This is a genomic window from Micromonospora sp. WMMD737 (assembly GCF_049179055.1).
Lineage (GTDB): Bacteria > Actinomycetota > Actinomycetes > Mycobacteriales > Micromonosporaceae > Micromonospora > Micromonospora reichwaldensis.
The window spans coordinates 3,537,976-3,555,551 of sequence record NZ_JBMHMH010000001.1 but is presented as its reverse complement, the minus strand read 5'-3'; the positions used below and the strand labels follow the sequence as shown (position 1 = coordinate 3,555,551).

At 67.8% G+C, this 17,576-nt stretch carries 19 protein-coding genes and 2 pseudogenes; 9 read left to right on the top strand and 12 right to left on the bottom strand.

The window, feature by feature from the left end; genetic code table 11:
- Positions 1 to 249 precede the first annotated feature (249 nt).
- Positions 250 to 432: a hypothetical protein gene (locus tag ACN27A_RS15225; RefSeq protein WP_421453844.1), complete on the bottom strand. Its 183-nt coding sequence runs from the start codon at positions 430 to 432 to the stop codon at positions 250 to 252.
- Positions 433 to 670: 238 nt separating this feature from the next.
- The gene (locus ACN27A_RS15220; protein WP_421453841.1) at positions 671 to 1,030 is read right to left on the bottom strand and encodes an ArsR/SmtB family transcription factor; all 360 of its coding nucleotides are present in this window, start codon (positions 1,028 to 1,030) and stop codon (positions 671 to 673) included.
- A gap of 66 nt (positions 1,031 to 1,096) precedes the next feature.
- On the opposite strand from ACN27A_RS15220, the gene ACN27A_RS15215 reads away from it, so the two are divergent.
- Positions 1,097 to 2,182, top strand: a complete 1,086-nt coding sequence (locus tag ACN27A_RS15215) for a cation diffusion facilitator family transporter (protein WP_421453838.1) — start codon at positions 1,097 to 1,099, stop codon at positions 2,180 to 2,182.
- 37 nt (positions 2,183 to 2,219) lie between these two features.
- On the opposite strand, the gene ACN27A_RS15210 is transcribed toward ACN27A_RS15215, so the two are convergent.
- Positions 2,220 to 2,471: a hypothetical protein gene (locus tag ACN27A_RS15210; RefSeq protein ID WP_421453836.1), complete on the bottom strand. Its 252-nt coding sequence runs from the start codon at positions 2,469 to 2,471 to the stop codon at positions 2,220 to 2,222.
- Between the two features lie 355 nt (positions 2,472 to 2,826).
- Here ACN27A_RS15210 and ACN27A_RS15205 point away from each other — a divergent pair, with 355 nt between their 5' ends.
- A complete protein-coding gene (locus ACN27A_RS15205; protein WP_421458474.1) occupies positions 2,827 to 3,288 on the top strand; it encodes an MFS transporter in 462 nt (153 codons plus the stop codon).
- The gene (locus tag ACN27A_RS15200) at positions 3,195 to 4,052 is read left to right on the top strand and encodes an MFS transporter (protein ID WP_421458473.1); all 858 of its coding nucleotides are present in this window, start codon (positions 3,195 to 3,197) and stop codon (positions 4,050 to 4,052) included. Before ACN27A_RS15205 ends, ACN27A_RS15200 begins: the two co-directional genes overlap by 94 nt.
- A gap of 113 nt (positions 4,053 to 4,165) precedes the next feature.
- Here the strand turns inward: ACN27A_RS15200 and ACN27A_RS15195 are convergent, their stop codons facing one another.
- The 6 genes from ACN27A_RS15195 to ACN27A_RS15170 all read right to left on the bottom strand — a co-directional run bounded on the left by ACN27A_RS15195 (position 4,166) and on the right by ACN27A_RS15170 (position 8,913).
- On the bottom strand, positions 4,166 to 4,339 hold the full coding sequence (locus ACN27A_RS15195; RefSeq protein WP_421453833.1) for a CsbD family protein: 174 nt from the start codon (positions 4,337 to 4,339) through the stop codon (positions 4,166 to 4,168).
- Positions 4,340 to 4,415: 76 nt separating this feature from the next.
- A complete protein-coding gene (locus ACN27A_RS15190) occupies positions 4,416 to 5,372 on the bottom strand; it encodes a cation diffusion facilitator family transporter (RefSeq protein ID WP_421453830.1) in 957 nt (318 codons plus the stop codon).
- A gap of 116 nt (positions 5,373 to 5,488) precedes the next feature.
- Positions 5,489 to 5,761 carry a GlsB/YeaQ/YmgE family stress response membrane protein gene (locus ACN27A_RS15185; RefSeq protein WP_421453827.1) on the bottom strand — a complete coding sequence of 91 codons (273 nt, stop codon included), beginning with the start codon at positions 5,759 to 5,761 and terminating at the stop codon, positions 5,489 to 5,491.
- 174 nt (positions 5,762 to 5,935) lie between these two features.
- Positions 5,936 to 6,157 carry a hypothetical protein gene (locus tag ACN27A_RS15180; protein ID WP_421453824.1) on the bottom strand — a complete coding sequence of 74 codons (222 nt, stop codon included), beginning with the start codon at positions 6,155 to 6,157 and terminating at the stop codon, positions 5,936 to 5,938.
- A gap of 107 nt (positions 6,158 to 6,264) precedes the next feature.
- Positions 6,265 to 7,341 carry a sporulation protein gene (locus ACN27A_RS15175; protein ID WP_421453821.1) on the bottom strand — a complete coding sequence of 359 codons (1,077 nt, stop codon included), beginning with the start codon at positions 7,339 to 7,341 and terminating at the stop codon, positions 6,265 to 6,267.
- A 255-nt stretch (positions 7,342 to 7,596) separates the two neighbouring features.
- Positions 7,597 to 8,913, bottom strand: a complete 1,317-nt coding sequence (locus ACN27A_RS15170) for a hemolysin family protein (protein ID WP_421453818.1) — start codon at positions 8,911 to 8,913, stop codon at positions 7,597 to 7,599.
- Positions 8,914 to 9,038: 125 nt separating this feature from the next.
- Here ACN27A_RS15170 and ACN27A_RS15165 point away from each other — a divergent pair, with 125 nt between their 5' ends.
- From ACN27A_RS15165 to ACN27A_RS15155, 3 genes and pseudogenes are all read left to right on the top strand, one after another.
- Entirely contained in the window at positions 9,039 to 10,088 is a 1,050-nt protein-coding gene (locus tag ACN27A_RS15165) for a sodium:calcium antiporter (protein ID WP_421453815.1), read from the top strand.
- A 162-nt stretch (positions 10,089 to 10,250) separates the two neighbouring features.
- Entirely contained in the window at positions 10,251 to 10,631 is a 381-nt protein-coding gene (locus ACN27A_RS15160; protein WP_421453813.1) for a YccF domain-containing protein, read from the top strand.
- Positions 10,632 to 10,855: 224 nt separating this feature from the next.
- Positions 10,856 to 11,032: pseudogene (locus ACN27A_RS15155) on the top strand (IS701 family transposase); the annotation flags it as partial.
- 2 nt (positions 11,033 to 11,034) lie between these two features.
- Here the strand turns inward: ACN27A_RS15155 and ACN27A_RS15150 are convergent.
- The 3 genes and pseudogenes from ACN27A_RS15150 to ACN27A_RS15140 form a co-directional block, all read right to left on the bottom strand.
- Positions 11,035 to 11,193: pseudogene (locus ACN27A_RS15150) on the bottom strand (IS5/IS1182 family transposase); the annotation flags it as partial.
- A 121-nt stretch (positions 11,194 to 11,314) separates the two neighbouring features.
- Positions 11,315 to 13,936, bottom strand: coding sequence for a hypothetical protein (locus ACN27A_RS15145; protein WP_421453810.1), 2,622 nt, complete (start codon positions 13,934 to 13,936; stop codon positions 11,315 to 11,317).
- Positions 13,937 to 14,638: 702 nt separating this feature from the next.
- Positions 14,639 to 15,115, bottom strand: coding sequence for a hypothetical protein (locus tag ACN27A_RS15140; protein ID WP_421453808.1), 477 nt, complete (start codon positions 15,113 to 15,115; stop codon positions 14,639 to 14,641).
- A gap of 553 nt (positions 15,116 to 15,668) precedes the next feature.
- On the opposite strand from ACN27A_RS15140, the gene ACN27A_RS15135 reads away from it, so the two are divergent.
- The 3 genes from ACN27A_RS15135 to ACN27A_RS15125 all read left to right on the top strand — a co-directional run bounded on the left by ACN27A_RS15135 (position 15,669) and on the right by ACN27A_RS15125 (position 17,574).
- Positions 15,669 to 16,499: a MinD/ParA family ATP-binding protein gene (locus ACN27A_RS15135; RefSeq protein ID WP_421453805.1), complete on the top strand. Its 831-nt coding sequence runs from the start codon at positions 15,669 to 15,671 to the stop codon at positions 16,497 to 16,499.
- Positions 16,496 to 16,870: a hypothetical protein gene (locus ACN27A_RS15130; protein ID WP_421453802.1), complete on the top strand. Its 375-nt coding sequence runs from the start codon at positions 16,496 to 16,498 to the stop codon at positions 16,868 to 16,870. Before ACN27A_RS15135 ends, ACN27A_RS15130 begins: the two co-directional genes overlap by 4 nt.
- An 80-nt stretch (positions 16,871 to 16,950) precedes the next feature.
- Positions 16,951 to 17,574 (top strand): hypothetical protein, encoded by a 624-nt coding sequence (locus ACN27A_RS15125; RefSeq protein WP_421453800.1) that lies wholly within the window; start codon positions 16,951 to 16,953, stop codon positions 17,572 to 17,574.
- The last annotated feature ends 2 nt before the right edge of the window (positions 17,575 to 17,576 follow it).

Genomic DNA, 17,576 nt, shown 5'->3' with positions numbered 1-17,576 from the left:
GGGGTGCGGCGTGCCGGTGGTGGACAGTCCGGTGAGGGCATGGACGACGGGTTCGCGGTAGCCGGTGGTGCGGAACAGTCCGTGTACGCGGGTGGACACCTCCGCCCAGGCCCGGGAGCTGGCCGCCAAGCTGCGCACCTCCGCCCGCGCCGCCGCCCACCCGAGCGACACCCGATAGCCCGCCCAACGACGCGGCCGGGAACGTGCTGGAACCCGACCTCGGCCACTGCCTGCGGCACCAGTGGGCGATCAACCCGGCGAAAGCACCGGGCCGGAGCAGTGGCGCCTGGAGCCAGCCGAACCGACCGTGCAGGTCGGGTACAAGTCCGGCTCCGCATGCTCGTCAGTCGGGTTGAGCAGCGCGTCAAGTGGATCGTCAGGCTCGTTGAAGTCGTCGGTCATGGTGTCCGTCATCGCGGTGTTGTTCGTCATGACCTCCTCACGACAACCTGCCGTGATTCTGTTCCATGGCGCCGCGTCGAACTTCTAGTGCCGGTCAGGATCCTTACAAGCCAAGGGAGCGTAGTTGAGCCGCAGGCTGCCCCTGCTGTGCCACGAACCGCCCCCTCTCGCCCCGCACGGCAACACGGTTGACATCGACGCGGTGCGCCAGTTCACCCGCGATTGGTTCGCCGACCCCCGTTCCGAGCCCATCGACTAACCAACCCCGTCAGTCGTGCTCAGGGGCGCCGCTCACCCGGTGCGACGCCGCGTGCAGCACCTCGGTGACCAGCCGGCGCACATGCCCACCCCGCGCCCGATACACCGCCCGCCGGCCGTCGCGGCGCACGCTGACCAGCCCGGCCAGCCGCAGCTTGCCCAGGTGTTGCGACACCGCCGGCCGCGCTGTGCCCACCGCTGCCACCAGCGCGGTCACGTCATACTCGCCGTCGCTGAGCAACACCATCAACCGCAATCTCGTGGGGTCGGCCAGCATCCGCAGCATCTCCGTCGCCGCCTCGACCTGCTGTCCGCCAGGGAGGTGTTGTTGCGGGTCACTGGCATCTGCAACGTTGTCGCGTGCGTACATGAGCACATATTATCGCCGCTGTCATGGGTGCGAGCGTCGGTGCGGCCGGCAGACCTGGGGGAACGGGTGAACAACCATGAGCACGGTCACGACCACGGCAATAGCCACGAGCACGGTGACGACCACTCGCACGACCATTACGACCATGGCGGCCGGCTCGCCGCCTGGTGGCATCGGCTGACCCATGCCGTCGTGCCGCACTCTCACGACTCACGGGCGAAGATCGACCCCGCCCTGGAAACGTCCCGGGACGGGCTGCGCGCGCTGTGGATCTCGCTGGTCGGCCTCGGCATCACTGCCGTCGCCCAGGCGGTCATCGTGGCGCTGTCCGGCTCCGTCGCGCTGCTCGGCGACACCCTGCACAACGTCGCCGACGCCCTGACCGCCGTACCCCTCGGGATCGCGTTCCTGCTCGGCCGGCGCGCCGCCACCCGCGCCTACACCTACGGCTACGGCCGCGCCGAAGACATCGCCGGCATCATCATCGTCGTCGTCATCGCCACCTCCGCTGTCGCCGCCGCCTGGACTGCCATCACCCGGCTACTGCACCCCGCCGAGATGACCCACGTGCCGTGGGTCGCCGCCGCCGGCCTCGTCGGGTTCATCGGCAACGAGTGGGTCGCGCAGTACCGCATCCGCGTCGGCCGCCGCATCGGCTCCGCCGCCCTCATCGCCGACGGCCTGCACGCCCGCACCGACGGATACACCTCCCTCGCCGTCCTCGCCGCCGCCGGCGGCGCCGCCCTCGGCTGGCGCTGGGCCGACCCCGTCATCGGCCTGATCATCGCCGTCGCCATCACCTTCGTGCTCAAGGACGCCGCCCGCGAGGTCTATCGACGGCTCATGGACGCCGTCGACCCGGAGCTGGTCGACCAGGCCGAAACCACCCTGCGAGCCGTCCACGGCGTCCAGGACGTCGCCGCAGTACGACTGCGCTGGCTCGGCCACCGACTGTACGCCGAAGCCGAACTCGTCGTCGACGCAAACCTCAGCCTCGTCGCCGCGCACGAAATCGCCGCCGACGCCGAACACCAGCTCACCCACGCCGTGCCCCGGCTGACCAGCGCCACCGTCCACACCGACCCAGACAGCCACCCCGGCGGACACCACCACACCGATCTCTCCCACCAGCGCCGGCACCTCAGTCACTGAACCCCGGCACCAGACACGCACCTTCCTGCCACGCGCCCTAAGCATGATCGACGATTAGCGCAGCAATCGAATAGGTGCATTCCACCGGTGGGTCGACGATGGTGACGCTCAAGATCACCTCAGATCGGGGGCTGGCCGAAAGGCGTTTCGGCTTCGGTACGACCTGCCAGCCTGGGAACCGACAGGTCTGCGGCTCAAAGATGAGGTCGTACTGGTCGATGTCCCCAACGAAGGACACTGCGATGCCGGAGCGGCCTGCCGCGTCGGTCATGGTGGGAGAGGCGATCACCCTGGGAACCTTCGTCGCCGCCTCGTAGAGGGCAGCCCGTGACTGCGTAGTCTGTCGCCACGACGGCGCGCGCCATGGAGTCATCGATCTGGATGCGCCTGGAGTTGTTAGGCAGCCAGTGGCACAGGGCGGTGGCGCTGCGTTGGTGGGGACAGGTCGGGATGGTGGTGGGCGCCAGGGTGGCAGTCGGGGTCCATGTGGCGGCCTCGCCGCCGTAGGCTTGCCGGATCATGGCTCGTCGCCGTTCCCACCACCTCCGGGCCCTGCTCGCTGTGCCGGCGTTCCGGCGGCTGCTGGCCGTCCGGCTGGGTGGGCAGTTCACCGATGGGTGTTCCAGGCTGCCCTGGCTGGCAGCGTGTTGTTCAACCCCGACCGGCAGGCTACCCCGACAGCGATCGCGCTCGCCGCCGCAGTGCTGGTGCTGCCGTACTCGCTGGTGGGGCCTTTCGCGGGTGTACTGCTGGACCGGTGGAGCCGCCGGACGGTGACCATGGCGACCAACGTGATCCGGGCGGGGGTCGTGCTGCCGATCGCCGCGATGATCTTCCTTGGGTCGGAAGGGCCGCTGTTCTTCGTCTTGACCCTGGTGGTGATCGGGTTGGGTCGGCTGTTGCTGTCGGGACTGTCGGCGGCGACCCCGCACGTGGTGCCCGGTCAGCGGCTGGTGACCGCGAACGCGGTCGGCGGCACGGCGGGTTCGGTGGCGTACTCGCTTGGGCTGGGCTGGGCTGCGCTCTGCTCCTGCTGCAGACCGCCTTCTCCGCTGGCGACACCGGCTACGCCGCCATCGCCCTGCTCGCCCCGGTCGGCTACCTGACCTCCGCCGCGTTGGCCCGGTTCTCCTTCGCTCGCGACGAGTTGGGCCCCGACCGGGTGCTGCCCCACCGGCCGGGTTTGTCCGGGGAGACGGCGGCGGTGGTACGCGGCATGGCCGATGGCGTAAGGCACCTGTGGCAGGCGCGCGGGGCCGCGTACGCGATGGGAGTCCAGGCGGGGTTCCGGCTGTTGTTCGGGGTCTTGGCCTTGGCGATGCTGCTGCTCTTCCGCAACCGGTTCGCCGGGGATGACCTCGACGGCGTGCCAGCGCAGTTGGGTTTGGTCTTTGCCGCGGGCGCGGCCGGGGTGCTGTTGGCGGCGGCGGTGACCCCGGCGGTGGCCCGCCGGGTCGGCGGGTGGCGGTGGGTGGTCGGGTTGCTCGCGGCGGTCGCGGTGGCGTTGCCGGTGTTCGGGTTGCCGTTCAACCCGCTGCTGCTGGTGGTCGTCGTGCTGGTGGTCAACGTCGCCGGGCACGGCGTCAAGATCGTGGTGGACACGATGGTGCAGCATGAGTGCGCCGACGCGTTCCGGGGGCGGGTGTTCGCCGTCAACGACACGGCGTTCAACCTCGCCTACGTGATCGGCATGGTGGCCGCGTCCTGGTTCATTCCGGACGACGGGCGTTCACCAGTGCTGCTTGGTGTCGCCGCGGCCGGCTACGGGTGCCTCGCGGTGGGTTACGCGGTCGCCGCCGGCCGGTGGGCCCGTAAGGCGGGGGACGACATCGCCCTTCCGGTAGGGACGATGACGGCGGTTGACCGGTAGACCGCCAGGTGTACCCGGGACAGCGGGCCGGTTGGCACAGGGAACGGCCACGACGGGGTGTGCCGTCGTGGCCGTTCAGTCATCTCACCCTGCCGCGCCCTGCGCGGTGCGGGTCAGCTCTTGAAGGCGTCCTTGATCTTCTCGCCGGCCTGCTTGACGTTAGCGCTGGTCTGGTCGCCGCGGCCCGCGGCTTCGAGTCGCTCGTCGTCGGTGGCCCGGCCGGCGCCTTCCTTGAGCTTGCCGGTGGCCTCTTCGGAGGCGTTGCCGATCTTGTCGTCGATACCCATGGAGCCTCCCACGTCGATGCTGGCGCTACACGGCGTCAGTACCCCCGGCGCCGGACCTGAACCACCCCTCGACGGGTCAGCCGCGAGCGGGCGCGGGCTGCCGGTCAATGTCGGGTTCGAGGTAGATCGCCGTGGCGGTGGGCAGCACCCGGCGGATCCTTGCTTCGGCGTCGTCGATGGTGGCGGCGACGTCGGCTCCCCGGTCGGCGGTGCCGATGGCGATCTTCGCCGCGACCAGGAGCTCGTCCGGGCCGAGGTGCAGGGTGCGCAGGTGGATGACACGGTCGACGCCGGGGGTGGCGACCAGCTCGGTGTGGATCGCGGTGACCTCTTCGGGCAGGGCGGCCTCGCCGATGAGCAGGCTCTTGGTCTCGACGGCGAGGACGACGGCGATGACCACCAGCAGGACACCGATGCACAGGGTGGCGATGCCGTCGTAGATGCCGTTTCCGGTGAGCACGCTCAGTCCCACGCCGCTCAGGGCGAAGAGCAGGCCGAGCAGCGCGCCGGCGTCCTCGAGGAGGATCACCGGCAGCTCCGGGGCGCGGGCGTGGCGGACGAAGGAGACCCAGCCCCGCTTGCCACGGATCTTGTTGGCCTCCTTGACGGCGGTGCGCAGGGCGTAGCTCTCCAGGGCGATCGCGATCAGCAGGACGGCGACGGCAATCAGCGGTGAGGTCAGGCCGTGCGGGTCGCTGATCTTGTGGTAGCCCTCGTAGAGGGCGTAGAGGCCGCCGATAGTGAACAGGATGATCGCGACGATGAACGAGTAGACGTAGCGCTCACGGGCGTAGCCGAATGGGTGCAGGGCGGTGGGGGCACGGCGGGCGCGCTTGCCTCCGATGAGCAGCAGCGCCTGGTTGGTCGAGTCCGCGACCGAGTGCACGCCCTCGGCGAGCATCGACGCCGACCCGGTGATGCCAGCGGCGACGAACTTGCTCACCGCTATACCCAGGTTCGCGACCAGTGCCGTCACCACGGCCTTGGTGCTGCCCTCCGCCGCCATCAGTTGTTTCCCCTCGTCAGGCGTCATGGTGTGGGTAGATCAGTGTGCCAGCGACGTGGCGGGCTGCTGCCGACGACTGGTGCCGGCAGCGCGCCGCCGGCCCGCCCCGAGGGGCTGGGCCGGCGAGGCGGGCGGCGTGACGGTCAGTGGACGCGGCGGCGGCCGTAGGCGCCGGCGGCGATCGCGACGCCGATCGCGGCGAAGACGACCTGGATGGCCAGCTCAATCCAGTCGATGCCCCGGGTGTCGTCGACACCGAGAGCGCCGGCGACGAGGGTGCCGAGGATCGCGGCGACCACGCCGATGAGCAGAGTCAGCCAGATCGGGATGTTCTGCTTGCCTGGCACCACGAGCCGGCCGAGGGCGCCGATGATCAGACCGATGATGATCGCGGTGAAGAAGCCGGTAACTTCCACGAGAGCCGTCCCTCCAGAGGGGGTTTGTCGTCGGCTCCGGTCATTGCCCTCCTTCGCGACCGCCGAAACTACCGCCGCGTAGCCGTCTGCCGCGTCGACGAGGACAGGGGGAGAAACGGACGGATGCCCGATGGCCCGGAGAAGTTCCCTGGCTACCAGGCATCCGTCGTGGTGCTACTTCGTGCCGGTGAGGGCGACCAGAGCGTGGGCGGTGCGGAAGTACGGGTTGCGGCCGAGGTCGCCGACGGTGGTGATGTCGAAGGCTTCCTTGAGCAGCTTGGCGTCGCCGTCGCTGACCCCGGCGAGGGCGGACACCGGGGCGTCGACGATCTCGGTCAGGGTCTTGTCCTGGTAGGCCTTGTCGACCAGCTTGGTGAGGTCGGCGGTGACGGGCATGCACACTCCTTCGAGATCCCGACCAGACAATCCGGTCGGGTGCGGACGAACCTGTTCGAATTAGATCATGGAGCGGGTGCTTGCATCCACTATGGACGAAAGGCGGTTCACGCCTCCTCGTCGCCGCCCTCGTCGTCGCCGAAGGAGTCGAAAACCTCGTCGGCGACCATGCCGCCGGCGAAGCCGAGCGCGGCACCGCCGACCACCCCGGCGGCGACGGCGCCCATGCCGGGGCCGCCGTGCCGTTCGTGGTGTTCCTCCTTGTAGTGCCCGCCTGGGTGGCCGTACGCGGCGTGCCCGTAGCCGGGGGCGCCGTAAGCGGGCTGTCCGTAGCCGGGCGGCGGCGGGTAGCCGGGCGTGCCGTAACCCTGGGCGGGCGGGGCGTAGCCGTGGCCAGCGTGCAGGCGCTGGTAGCCGTCGAGGGCCTGGCGAACCCAGCCGTCGACCTGCGCGGCCCAGTCCACGCGGTCGGCGTCGGCGTGCGCGGCGTGATAGCGGCCGAACGAGTCGTGGCCGCCGGTGAACAGGCCGCCGCGCTTGTCGAACTCCAGCACGACGTCAACGCCGTGCTCGTTCGCGACGAAGGTCAACTCGACCTCGTTGATCCCGTGGGCGTACTGCGGGGCGGCGTAGTACTCGACCTCCTGGTAGAACGGCAGGCTCTGGTGCAGCCCAGAAATGTGCCCACGCTCCAGGTCGGCGCCCTTGAACCCGAAGCCGAGCCGGCCGAAGGCCTCCAGGATGCGCTCCTGTACCGGAAGCGGGTGCACGTACACGGGGTCGAGGTCGCCCTTGTCGACCGCGCCGCGGATGGCCACCTCGGTACGCAGGCCCATGGTCATGCCGTGCAGGTGCTGCCCGTACAGGTCGGTCACCGGGGTTTCCCACGGCATCGCCACCTGGAACGGCAGCGACAGGTGTTGCCCTTCCCGCAGGTGCAGGCCACCCGCGACCTGAACGCGGTGGAACTCGACGAGAGCGTCGTACTCCTCCTCCACGCCCTCCATCTCCACTCGGGTGACCAGCCCGACGGTGATGTGGTCGATCTCCACATCGTGGCTGCCACCGGTCAGGTTCACCTGCCCGCCCAGCATCAACCCCGGGCGGGTGCTCGGATTGGACAGGACGGTATCGACGCTGGGGCCGCCCACCCCGAACGCGCCCAGCATCTTCTTGAACACCACGAACCACTCCCTCAACGGCCACCGAGCGCGCGGCACCCGAATCCGGTGGAACTTCCACGCGAACCCTTGTGCTGCAACGAGATCAACGGCGTCCATAATGGAAGCCGTCGCGCCGGGAAACTATCAACGCCACCTGAGAAGTAGCTGAATGAATTCGTACGGTTACTCTCGGGTGGGGCGGATGGCGTAGTCCTCGCCCGCAGAGGCGCGTCAGGCCATCCCCATGACCCGCCGCAGTCGCCGCCCGGGCCTCGGTCAGGAACTCGTCTCGCCCTCGACGGCGTGGTCCTCGTAGCCGCGTGTCGGCGTGGCGCGCAGACGCACCCGGGTGATGGCCCGTCCGGTTACCTCGGCGACCTCGGCGGCCAGGCCCGGCAGCTCAATCACCTCGCCGGGCGTCTTGGGGATGTGGCCGAGGTGTGCCAGAAGCAAGCCCGCCACGGTCGTGTAGTCACCGGCCTCGAGAACGTCCTCGTCAAGGTCGATGCCGACGTCGGCCAGGTCGTGCAGCGGGAAGCCGCCCGGCATCAGCAGTGCCCCGTCCGCCTCCCGTACGACAGCCTGCACGTCCCGGTCGGTCTCGTCGTAGATCTCCCCGACGATCTCCTCGACCAGGTCCTCCATGGTGACGATCCCGTCGATAGAGCCCCGCTCGTCCACGACGAGGGCGAACTGCTGCCGCTGGGCGCGCAGCTCCCGGATCGCCTCGGTCACCTTCAACGTCTCCGGCAGGTACAGCGCAGGGCTGGCGTGCTCGGCGACCGGGCCGTCCTGATCGAGCAGGTCCCGCATGTGCACCACGCCGACCGTGTCGTCCAGGCCGCCGCGACCCACCACAGGGGCACGCGTCTGCCCCGACTTGCCCAGCTCGCGCAGCGCCTGCGGCGCGGTCAGCGTCGCCGACAGGGTGATGACCTCGCGGCGCGGGACGAGGATCTCCCGCAGGATCCGCTCGGCCACCTCGAACGCCCCCGAAATGATCATCCGATGTTCCGGGGTGAGGTTGCGCTGCGCGGCGACCATGTCCCGCAACTCCTCGGTGGTGACCTCCTCCCGGCGGGCCCGGGGGTCGCCGCCGGTCAGGCGCACGATCGTGTCGCTGGCCTTACTCAGTAGCCACACCGCCGGGCGAGAGAACGCCGACAACGTATCGAGAGGGCGGGCGACCAGCAGCGCCCAGCCCTCCGCGCGCTGCATCGCGATCCGCTTCGGCGCCAACTCACCCAGCACCAGGGTGACGAAGGTCAGCACGATGGTGACCAGCACGATCGAGACGGGCTCCGCCGCCGAACCCAGGAACCCCAATGGGCCTACCAGCGGCGCCGCCAGCGACACCGCCGCGGCCGCCGAGGCCAGAAACCCCGCCAGGGTGATGCCGATCTGAATGGTCGCCAGGAACCGGTTCGGATCCCGCGCCAGCTTCGCCAGCACCCGCCCAGCCCGGGAGGTCCGCTCCAGGCGCTGCAGTTGGCTCTCCCGCAGCGACACCAACGCCATCTCGCTGCCCGCGAACACCGCGTTCACCAACACCAACACGAACACCAGCGTGACCTGCACGCCATAGCCACCCACGGCCTGTTCGACGCCTCCTCAACCGGACCCTCCGGAAGCACCAACCGTAGCCGCCCCGGCCCGCCACCCACCGGCCCCGGTCAAGATCGGGGCATTTCCGCCGCCGATCAGGGAATCCGCCGCCGGTGCCGGACCTGACCGCCCTACCGTGGCCACTAGCGTGGAGTATCGGGGTGTTCGTCCTCGCCGGGGCGATCACCGTCGCCGGCAGCATTCGCTTAGCTGGCCTCGGCGACGCCCTCGCCGACCGCACCGGCTGGGGCGAGGCCCTGTTCGGCGTGGTGTTCTTCGGCATCGTCACCGGACTATCCGGCATCATCATGACCATCGTCGCCGCCGCCAGTGACCAACCCGACCTCGCTTACAGCAACGCGGTCGGCGGCATCGCCGCCCAGACCACCGCCGTGGCCGTGGCCGACGCATTCCACCGCCGCGCCAACCTGGAACACGCCGCCGCGTCGCTGTCGAACCTGCTCTCCGGCTGCCTGCTGATTGCGCTGCTCGCCCTCGCGCTGCTCGCCAGCTACCTGCCCGAGACCACCGTCGCCGGCGTCGACCCCATGTCCGTCGTACTCGTCGCCGCATACGTCGGCGGGCTGGTCCTCATCCGCCGCGCCGGCGCGCAACCCATGTGGCAGGCCATCGCCACCGCCGAAACCCGACCCGACGTCCCCCACAACGACAACCCGCTCAACCGCCACCACCCGAGCTGGCTGTGGAGCCAGTTCGCCGCCGTCGGGCTGCTCGTCGCCACCGGCGGCTGGCTCGTCGCCCTCGCCGCCGAAAGCCTTGTCGAGATCACCGGGCTCACCGCCGGCTTCGTCGGCGCCGTACTCATGGGCATCGTCAACGCCCTCCCGGAGACCGTGACCGCCATCGCCGCCGTCCGCCGCGGGGCGGTCACCCTCGCCGTCGCCGCCGTCCTCGGTGGGAACATCCTCGACGTACTCACCCTCGTCGCCGGTGACCTCGCCTACCAGCACGGATCGCTCTACCACACCGCAGGCAGCCAGGAACTCCTCGCCACCACCACCAGCCTGTTCATGACCGCCACACTGCTCGGCGGCCTACTCATCCGCCAGACCTGCGGCTGGGGCCGCCTCGGCTTCGAAGGCGTGCTCCTGATGGCCAGCTACGCCGCCATGACCGTCATCCTCGCACTCTCGCACGGGTAGCCCCACCCCACGTGCCTCAACGCCTCACCGCCACAACCCCCGCCCACCGCGAAGTCGGCACCTTCCCGCCTTCCACGCGAACAGACCACTGGATCGGCCTAAGGTGCCGGCCGCGCGTCGGCAGCGACATCAAGGTGGCACACGTCGGTCATGCTCAAAGACATGATCCGGTTCGTGCTCAACGTGCTGTGGCTCATCTTCGGCGGCGGTATCGTCCTCGCCGCCGGCTACGGCATCGCCGCGCTGATCTGCTTCCTCCTGGTGGTCACGATCCCGTTCGGCGTCGCGTCGCTACGCTTGGCCGTCTACTCCCTGTGGCCTTTCGGCCGCACCGTCGTGCCCAAACCCGGCACCGGAATCGCCTCCGGGCTGGCCAACGTCCTCTGGGTGGTACTCGCCGGCTGGTGGCTCGCCCTGTCCCACATCCTCGCCGGCATCGCGCTCTGCATCACGATCATCGGCATCCCGTTCGGCATCGCCAACTTCAAGCTCGTTCCCGCCGCGTTCTGGCCCCTCGGTCGCGAGATTGTCGACGCACCATAGAAGCAGCGGCCCTTGATCCACGGCCTCGCCGGATCTGCAGGAGAAGAGCCCGACCCGAGCGATCACGGGGGGAACCACTCGAGCCGGACGCCGATAACCTACACCCACGACACGCCGCCCTCCGACCCAGCCAACGGTGCGCCTTCGGTTTGTGGTGGTGAACCGTGCCGCGCTGAGGATGAGTGGCACCCAACAACCGACCAGCTCGCGCTAAAAAACTTGATGATGTGGGTTATGTGGTCGCGACCCGCCGCAACGACGACATGATCACCACCACCATGGGTATCGCCCGGGCGGACGAGCTGGTTGCCGCTCTGCCGGCTCGGGCGTGGTGCCGGTTGTCCGCTGGCGCGGGTGCCCACGGTCCCGGCGAGTACTGGTGGGCGCGGGTGCCGGTGCGGGCCTTGCTCGGGATGGTCGCGGCGATGCCCCGCCAGCGCAGGTAGGCCCGGTTCGCCTTCGATGTGTACGCCTTGTCGGCCAGGACCCGGTCCGGGCGGGTCCTCGGGCGACCGGCGCTCACGCGGGGAACGCGGATGGCGGCGAGGACCGGGATGAACTGCCCCGGTCCTCGACTTCGGGCCGGTTCTACCGCCGTCCATGGCACGACGATGTGGCCGTGCGGAGAGCCCGTTACGGTGACGGGCCTGCTAGCGTGGCGCCAGCTCAGCGACCAGTTAGGCCTAGCCGTGTTCGCTCCCACGGCGCTGGTTGATCAGCAGCGCTGCAAGTGCCTCTCGGGCGGCGCGGTCACCTGCGGAAGCCATTACGCGCAGGTCCGTCTCTCGGCCCTGCTCAGACATAAGCTCGGCGAGCAACCTGCGGGCAGGGGCACTGCCCATACCGGCAAGCCGCCGCAACTCGCCTTCGTATGCGGTGAGCCGATGAAGTCTGGCACCGGTTTGGTCTTCATCTGGGGGAGGCAATTCATTCTTTCTGTCGCGGGCAAGAATTTCGGCGACAAGGGCGTCGGCGGCGGCACGTTCTCTATTTCTGCGAATAGTATTCCTTGGCCCTGACAGGAGGTCGTCGAGGTCGAACTCTCCAATCCCTCCTTGACGATTCAACTCCTGTACTTCGTCGACCCTGCCGGCTGAGATCAGGAGCAGGGTGAGCCTCCATCGAGCATCCAGGTCGCCCGACTCCGAGAGCTTTCGCAGATCATTCTCCCGCTCCCACCTCGCCAAGAGCTCATTCAAAGATCGGCGAGCATGGACGGCATCGCCAAGAATGACTAATTTTCGTAGCTCGGATTCCTGATTAGCTGCGGCAAGCAGCCGAGGTAGTCGCCAGCTCGCCGCCGGGCTCAGCGCATAGATGCGACGGTACAGGGAGATGCTCAAATCCACCGCGCCGCACTGTTCGGCATTCAGCGCAAGCTCCAATATCGCATCTGTGGCATCAATATTCGAGGAAAGGATTTCACGAAACCCGAGGGGTAGCGGTTCGTAGTAGCGATGTATCGAGGCATATTGCTGAACGTAGTCCGCAACCTCATAGGCTGCGACTGTGCCGATTCTCGACCCAGGTACCGGAAGTAGCGCCTGAACGCCCCCACGCAACCTTTTTGAGGCGTACGTAAGGCCCGTTTGCAGCCAATCATCAACCGCATCGGCAATCTGCACATCCGTCAAATATGCCCGCGCAACTTCACTGAGCAAGTCAGCTGTTAGGGGTACGCGGATGCCAATTCGACGGATGTCGATGGCCGCCGTGAGGACGGCCCAACCGTAGGGTTGGGAATTCTTCCCGTGCTTCCAGTGTGCGATTAGCTGCGGAGCGCCTGATAGGTGCTGCGTGAGGCCGTACTGATTGTCGCCTAATGCTTCGGTCAGGCGATGGTCGCCAGTGGAGTTTGCCACGCGTGCGGCTTGTGCACGCTCGCGCGGGCTAAACTGATCGGGTACGTCAATGATCGCGTGCGCAGCGAGTGCGAGGACCTCTCGCGCGTCTCGCCAGATGTCATTTGCCTGCGCATCGATCTCGGCTGGCGGGGTCGCGCTCAGTTGCTGATAAACAGCGGGCCAAAGCATATCAACGATTACAACCGGCCCATCGGTACGGCGAGTTAGCGCCAGCACGTCGGTCTTCGATAGGCCGCCCGCGCCGATGTAGCGAAGACTGGGAGTGTCATCGAGCCAGACCACGGTCCGGCCAGGGACGCCGACCTTTGCCGCTTCTCGGATGGCATCGGCACTATCGGCGAGCAGCAGCTGCCAGTCGGGGTAGACTTCCCGTACTGCCTCATACATGCTGCGGGACTTGCCTGTAGAAGAGGCGCCAACTGCAATTAGGAGTCCTCCTTCTGATGACAGTTGACGAAATTTCGACCGGAGCGCGTGATCGTAATCGCGCGTAATGTATGGCGGAAGATTTGGTCTCGCTTCTTCGTCCGAATCGACGCCTGCGCCGTGAACGCCGACCTGCTCGGGTAAGCAAGCGGCTACTGGTATTAAGTGCCATGGCTGCCAAGTGTCGCCGGGTGGGTCCGATTTCCGCCGTTCCTGGCGTGGTGCGCTGCCAAGTGGCCGTTGCGGCGTGCTCGTCGCTACGCGGCTGAGCTGGCTTGAGAGATCACGGCAGAGCAGATCTTTATCGACCGTTGCTGCCGTCTGCGCATATCTCGAAGACAGGCCTATTAGGCGCTGCCACAGGGCTGCCGCCTTGGTGGCATCTCCGGCGACGGACATCAGGCCAGCGATTAGGGTTTCCTGGTCGGCGGGATCATCGCCTTCAAGGCGCAAATCGATCACGCGGAGGCCGCGGAGAAGTTGCCAGGTCAGTTGATCGGAACCGCGAGAGGATGTCAGCGAAATCCCAGCAACTTTCGTAGCCTTTGATACCGCTGCGTCCAGCATTTCCAACCGGCCCCGCACCTTCCGATTGGTGGCGCGGGGAGCTGCTATCGCCGCACGGAATTTCTTGCTACTGCGGCTCGTGCGAGCGAGCTGTGCTAGCTGGGCGACTTCTTGGCATGCTGTGTGTGGGCCCGCAACAGCCAAGCCTAGGCGAAGTCGGTCAGAGTCGATGTCAGTGCTGTGGTCTACGACCATGCGCAAATAGTCGGTGAGCAGCTTGATGAATGCTGGATTTCGAGAGGTGATTATAGGGTTGCGCCGCACGCCGATGTGTAGCTGGCGCTCTCCTGATTCGAATTTTCCGAGTACCATTAGATCGTCGACAGGATGATGTGCTGCCTGCTGAAAACGCACTTCAATTGGGGTCACGTCCTCGCCTAGGCCCCGCACCGGAGATCCTCTCAAAAGAGCTGCAAGCAGGACAGCACCGTATGTGTGCTCCAGCACCGTCCCGCCTCCGCCTGTGGAGTATGGGCTGGCGCTCCCCTTGGATCGGGTCGTCGATGTCACGCCTCGTACGCCTCCTACGGATCCAAATTCGGCCACTGGCGGGCATGAGAGTCCATTACCGTTCATCCGGTGCCACTGTTCCGAGCCGGACACATATCATCGACCGACACGGTCAGCCGCGCAGACAATGAGACCTGTCCGTGGGGATGGTCGGTCGGTGCGCTCGTAGCGTACGCCGGTGACCGCGTCGCTGACGTTGACGCCTGCGGGGGGCGGATGCGGAATCGGGTTCAGGGCTCGGTTGATTGCCGTCGGCGGCTGGCCCAGCCGCCTGAAGGCTGCCCGTGGGTGGGCAGAGAAGGCGCTGCTCTGGGTGAAAGGTGACCGATCCAGCAGCCTGGCGGGAGCCCTTGCGTGCATGGACGTGCGGGAAGACCTTGGCGGCGGGAGGATAGTTGCGTCGAGCGTGCCCGTGGCTTTGGCCAGCTGCTGAGTGTTTGTGGTGATGGCGGTGACACCAAGGTCTAGGCAGCCAACGGCGGGGCCGTCACCCACAAGGTTTATTTGGTCAGCGTCAGCGAACTTGCGAAGCATGGCGATTCTTATCCCATGATGAGCGCCAGTCATGGGTAGTGGGCTACGACTGGTGAAACCGCGACCGCATCGGCGACCATGACTCGACGTCTCGCTTTTGACCGGCTAACGGTTCTCCGGTCCCAACTCATTCGGCGGTTGGTCTGTATTCTGAGGTGCGGTGAACGTCAACTGGTCGCCTGCCCGGGCGGCTTCTTCGACGCGAAGTAGGTTGTCGATAATCACTTGGAGCCCATCCTGGGCGGCGGGTGAGAGCTTTCCGATGGATCGGGTCATCACGCGCACCCGGGGATCTGGTTCCTCCGGCTGTTCGCTGCCGCCTAGGAGATAGCCGACCGGCACGTTGAAGAACTCTGCGAGGCCACGGATCGTCGAGGCTTTCGGATTGACGCGTTCGGCTTTGAGCAGATGACGGATGCCGTTCGCGGTGATCTTGTGGCCGGCTTCGGTCAGTGCAACCGCGACTTCATGTTCGGTGTACGGCGGTCGGCCTGGAGGGCTCGCGGCGAAAAGGGCGCGGAGTCTGCCTTGGATGAGGTCGGAGGTGGCAGCCTCGGTTTGGTCCGCTGGTGTGTCCTGCATGGAGCCTCCCAACTGCAACCACTCGTAGTCGTAGCTCGGAACTCTAGTTGACGTCGTTGCGTAGTCCGTGCTTAGCTCTCTGCATCGCTCATGAAGTGCACTTCACCCAATGGTAAGTGCGCTGGGCTGAGCGTAGCGGATCGGGCCGGCTGCCGTGGGGGTGGCTTCTCGGTACGTGGGAGACCGGCGTCGGTTCGGCCGCGCCGGTTCTCTCGGGCCTGCTTCGTCTGGTCAGCGTCCAGGTCGTGACAGCAACGGGGGACCAGCCGCGTCGATGTTGGCGGCGGCTAGTGCTGTACGGCAAGCCTTCGGGGAGGCGGACGTGCAAGATCCATCAGACGGGCAGCCCGATCAGGTCGCTGCTGGCATGCCTTCGGGCGGGCGCGGTGGCGAACTGGTGGGGGAGCCGGCGGTAGAGCAGAGGGCCTTGCCGCCGGCTCCTACCCCCGAGGAGATAGCCGCCCGTGTTGCGGCGTTGACGTCGCAGTGGCGGCGCCGCGCGGATGCGGCGGCGAGGCGGGAGATCCCTCGCGAGTTCGGTGCGGGCAGGCGGGTGGAGTCGCTGTGGTGGCGGGCAGCGCTGCTGAGCGAGGGGTGTCCGCTGGTTGGCGTGTCGTCAGCGGATGGCGGGGTCGGGCGGTCGGCGTTGACGGCATCGCTGGGTGGGCTGCTGGCACTTGCGGTGCCTGATCCGGTGGTGGCGGTTGACGCAACGTTGCGGGCGTGGGGCGGGCTGGAGCACCGGGTGGTCCGCCGCAGTTCATCGACTGTGTGGGATGCGGTGGCAGCCGGCGTGGATCTGGCGGATGGCGGCGTGGCCGATCGGCTGGCGCAGGTCGGTCCGACCGGGCTGCGGGTGCTGGTGGGGGAAAGCAAGCTGTCGTCGAAGCGGCGTCCACCGACGTGGCCGGAGCTGTTCGGTGTGGTCGCTCATTTGCGCGCGGTGTTCCGGTTGGCGTTGCTGGATTTGCCGACGGCGCACAGCACGTCGACGTGGCGGGCGTTGAGTTGGGCGACCGTGCCGGTGTTGGTGTCGCGGGCGACGGTGGATTCGGTGCAGCACACCTTGCGGCTGTTGGCGCACATGCGCACGGCGGGGTTGACGCAGGTGCCTGACCGGGCCGTGGTGGTCGTCGTGGCGACGTCGCCGTCCGTGGCGCGTGAGGTGCGGGCGGTAGAGCAGCTGGCGCGGCAATCTGCGGCGGTGCTGGTGAGGGTGCCCTATGACCCGGCACTCGTGCGTCTGGATCCACTGGATCCGCGGGTGTTGACGAAGGCCACCCGGTCGGCGTTGACCGAGGTCGCTGCGGCGGTGATCGACAGATGTCCGGCTGACCCTGCGGCTGCCAACAGCCCGGGATCGGCCTCGAACGGGGAGAAATGATCGTGTTGCATCAGCTTGCGGCTGTCCTGACGGTGCGCGCCCCTGGGGTGGTGGCGCTTCTGGCTCCGACACCAACGCCGACGCCGCAGCCGTCGGGTGGCGGCTTCGACTTCGGCCGGATCAGTCCGGATCCGGCGGCGGTGCCGCGCTCGGATCTGTTCTACAAGCTCGCGAACGCTGCCCTGTTCCTTGGGGTGATTTCGGCGGTGGCGGGGTTGGCGGCGGGGGCTATCGCGTTCGGGATCGGGCCGATCTTCGGCGCGCACATCATCAGTGATCGCGGCAAATCGATGATGTGGAAGGCCGGCCTGGTGGCGATCGTGGTCGGCTCGGCCACCTCGATCATCGCGTTTCTGCTCAGCGAAATCTGACCCGGGGCCGGACGATGAGTCGAGCGGAATTCAAGCCGAGCACCGGCCGCCGGCCGGGCGCCCTCGTTGCGGTACTGGTCATGGTGATGGCCCTCGGTCTGGCGGTGTTTGCCGCCGGCCGAGCGAGTGTTCCACAGCGGCAGGTGGCCGCCCGGTACGTCGACCGGATGCAGGCCGGGGTGCTGGTGGGGTTCCCGGGGACGCCTCGCGGTGCAGCGGATGCGGCGGCGGCCTACACGCAGGTCCTGGCGGCGGCCGGCACGCGGGACGTGACGAGCCGGCAGGCCTTGCTGGAGCTGATTTCCGCCGAGGGGGCCGCGCCGGCAGTGCAGCCTCTTGTCGGGCCACCGTCCGAGGGGGCAGCGATTGCGCAGACGGTGGTGGTGCGGGTGTGGGTGGCCGATACGGACCTCGACGTGGTCGTGTCCGAGGGCCGCGAGGTGGCGGTGCGGATGCTCGTTTGCGCCCTGAGCGGCACCGCCGCGGATGCTGGCGGCCTGGGCGCCGGGTTGGCGGGCGGCTGGTACGTGCAGCCCGCGACGGCACGGTGGTCGCAGGGCCGGTGGCGTCTCGTGGGTGCAGAGCGTGCAGTGCCGGTGCCGGCGCCGGATCAGCGTGGCACCCGCCGCGACGGCGGACCAAGAGACATGCAGCCCTTGGCTGATGTGCTCGGCCCGCGGTCGTGGGCGCCGGGGACGGTGTGACC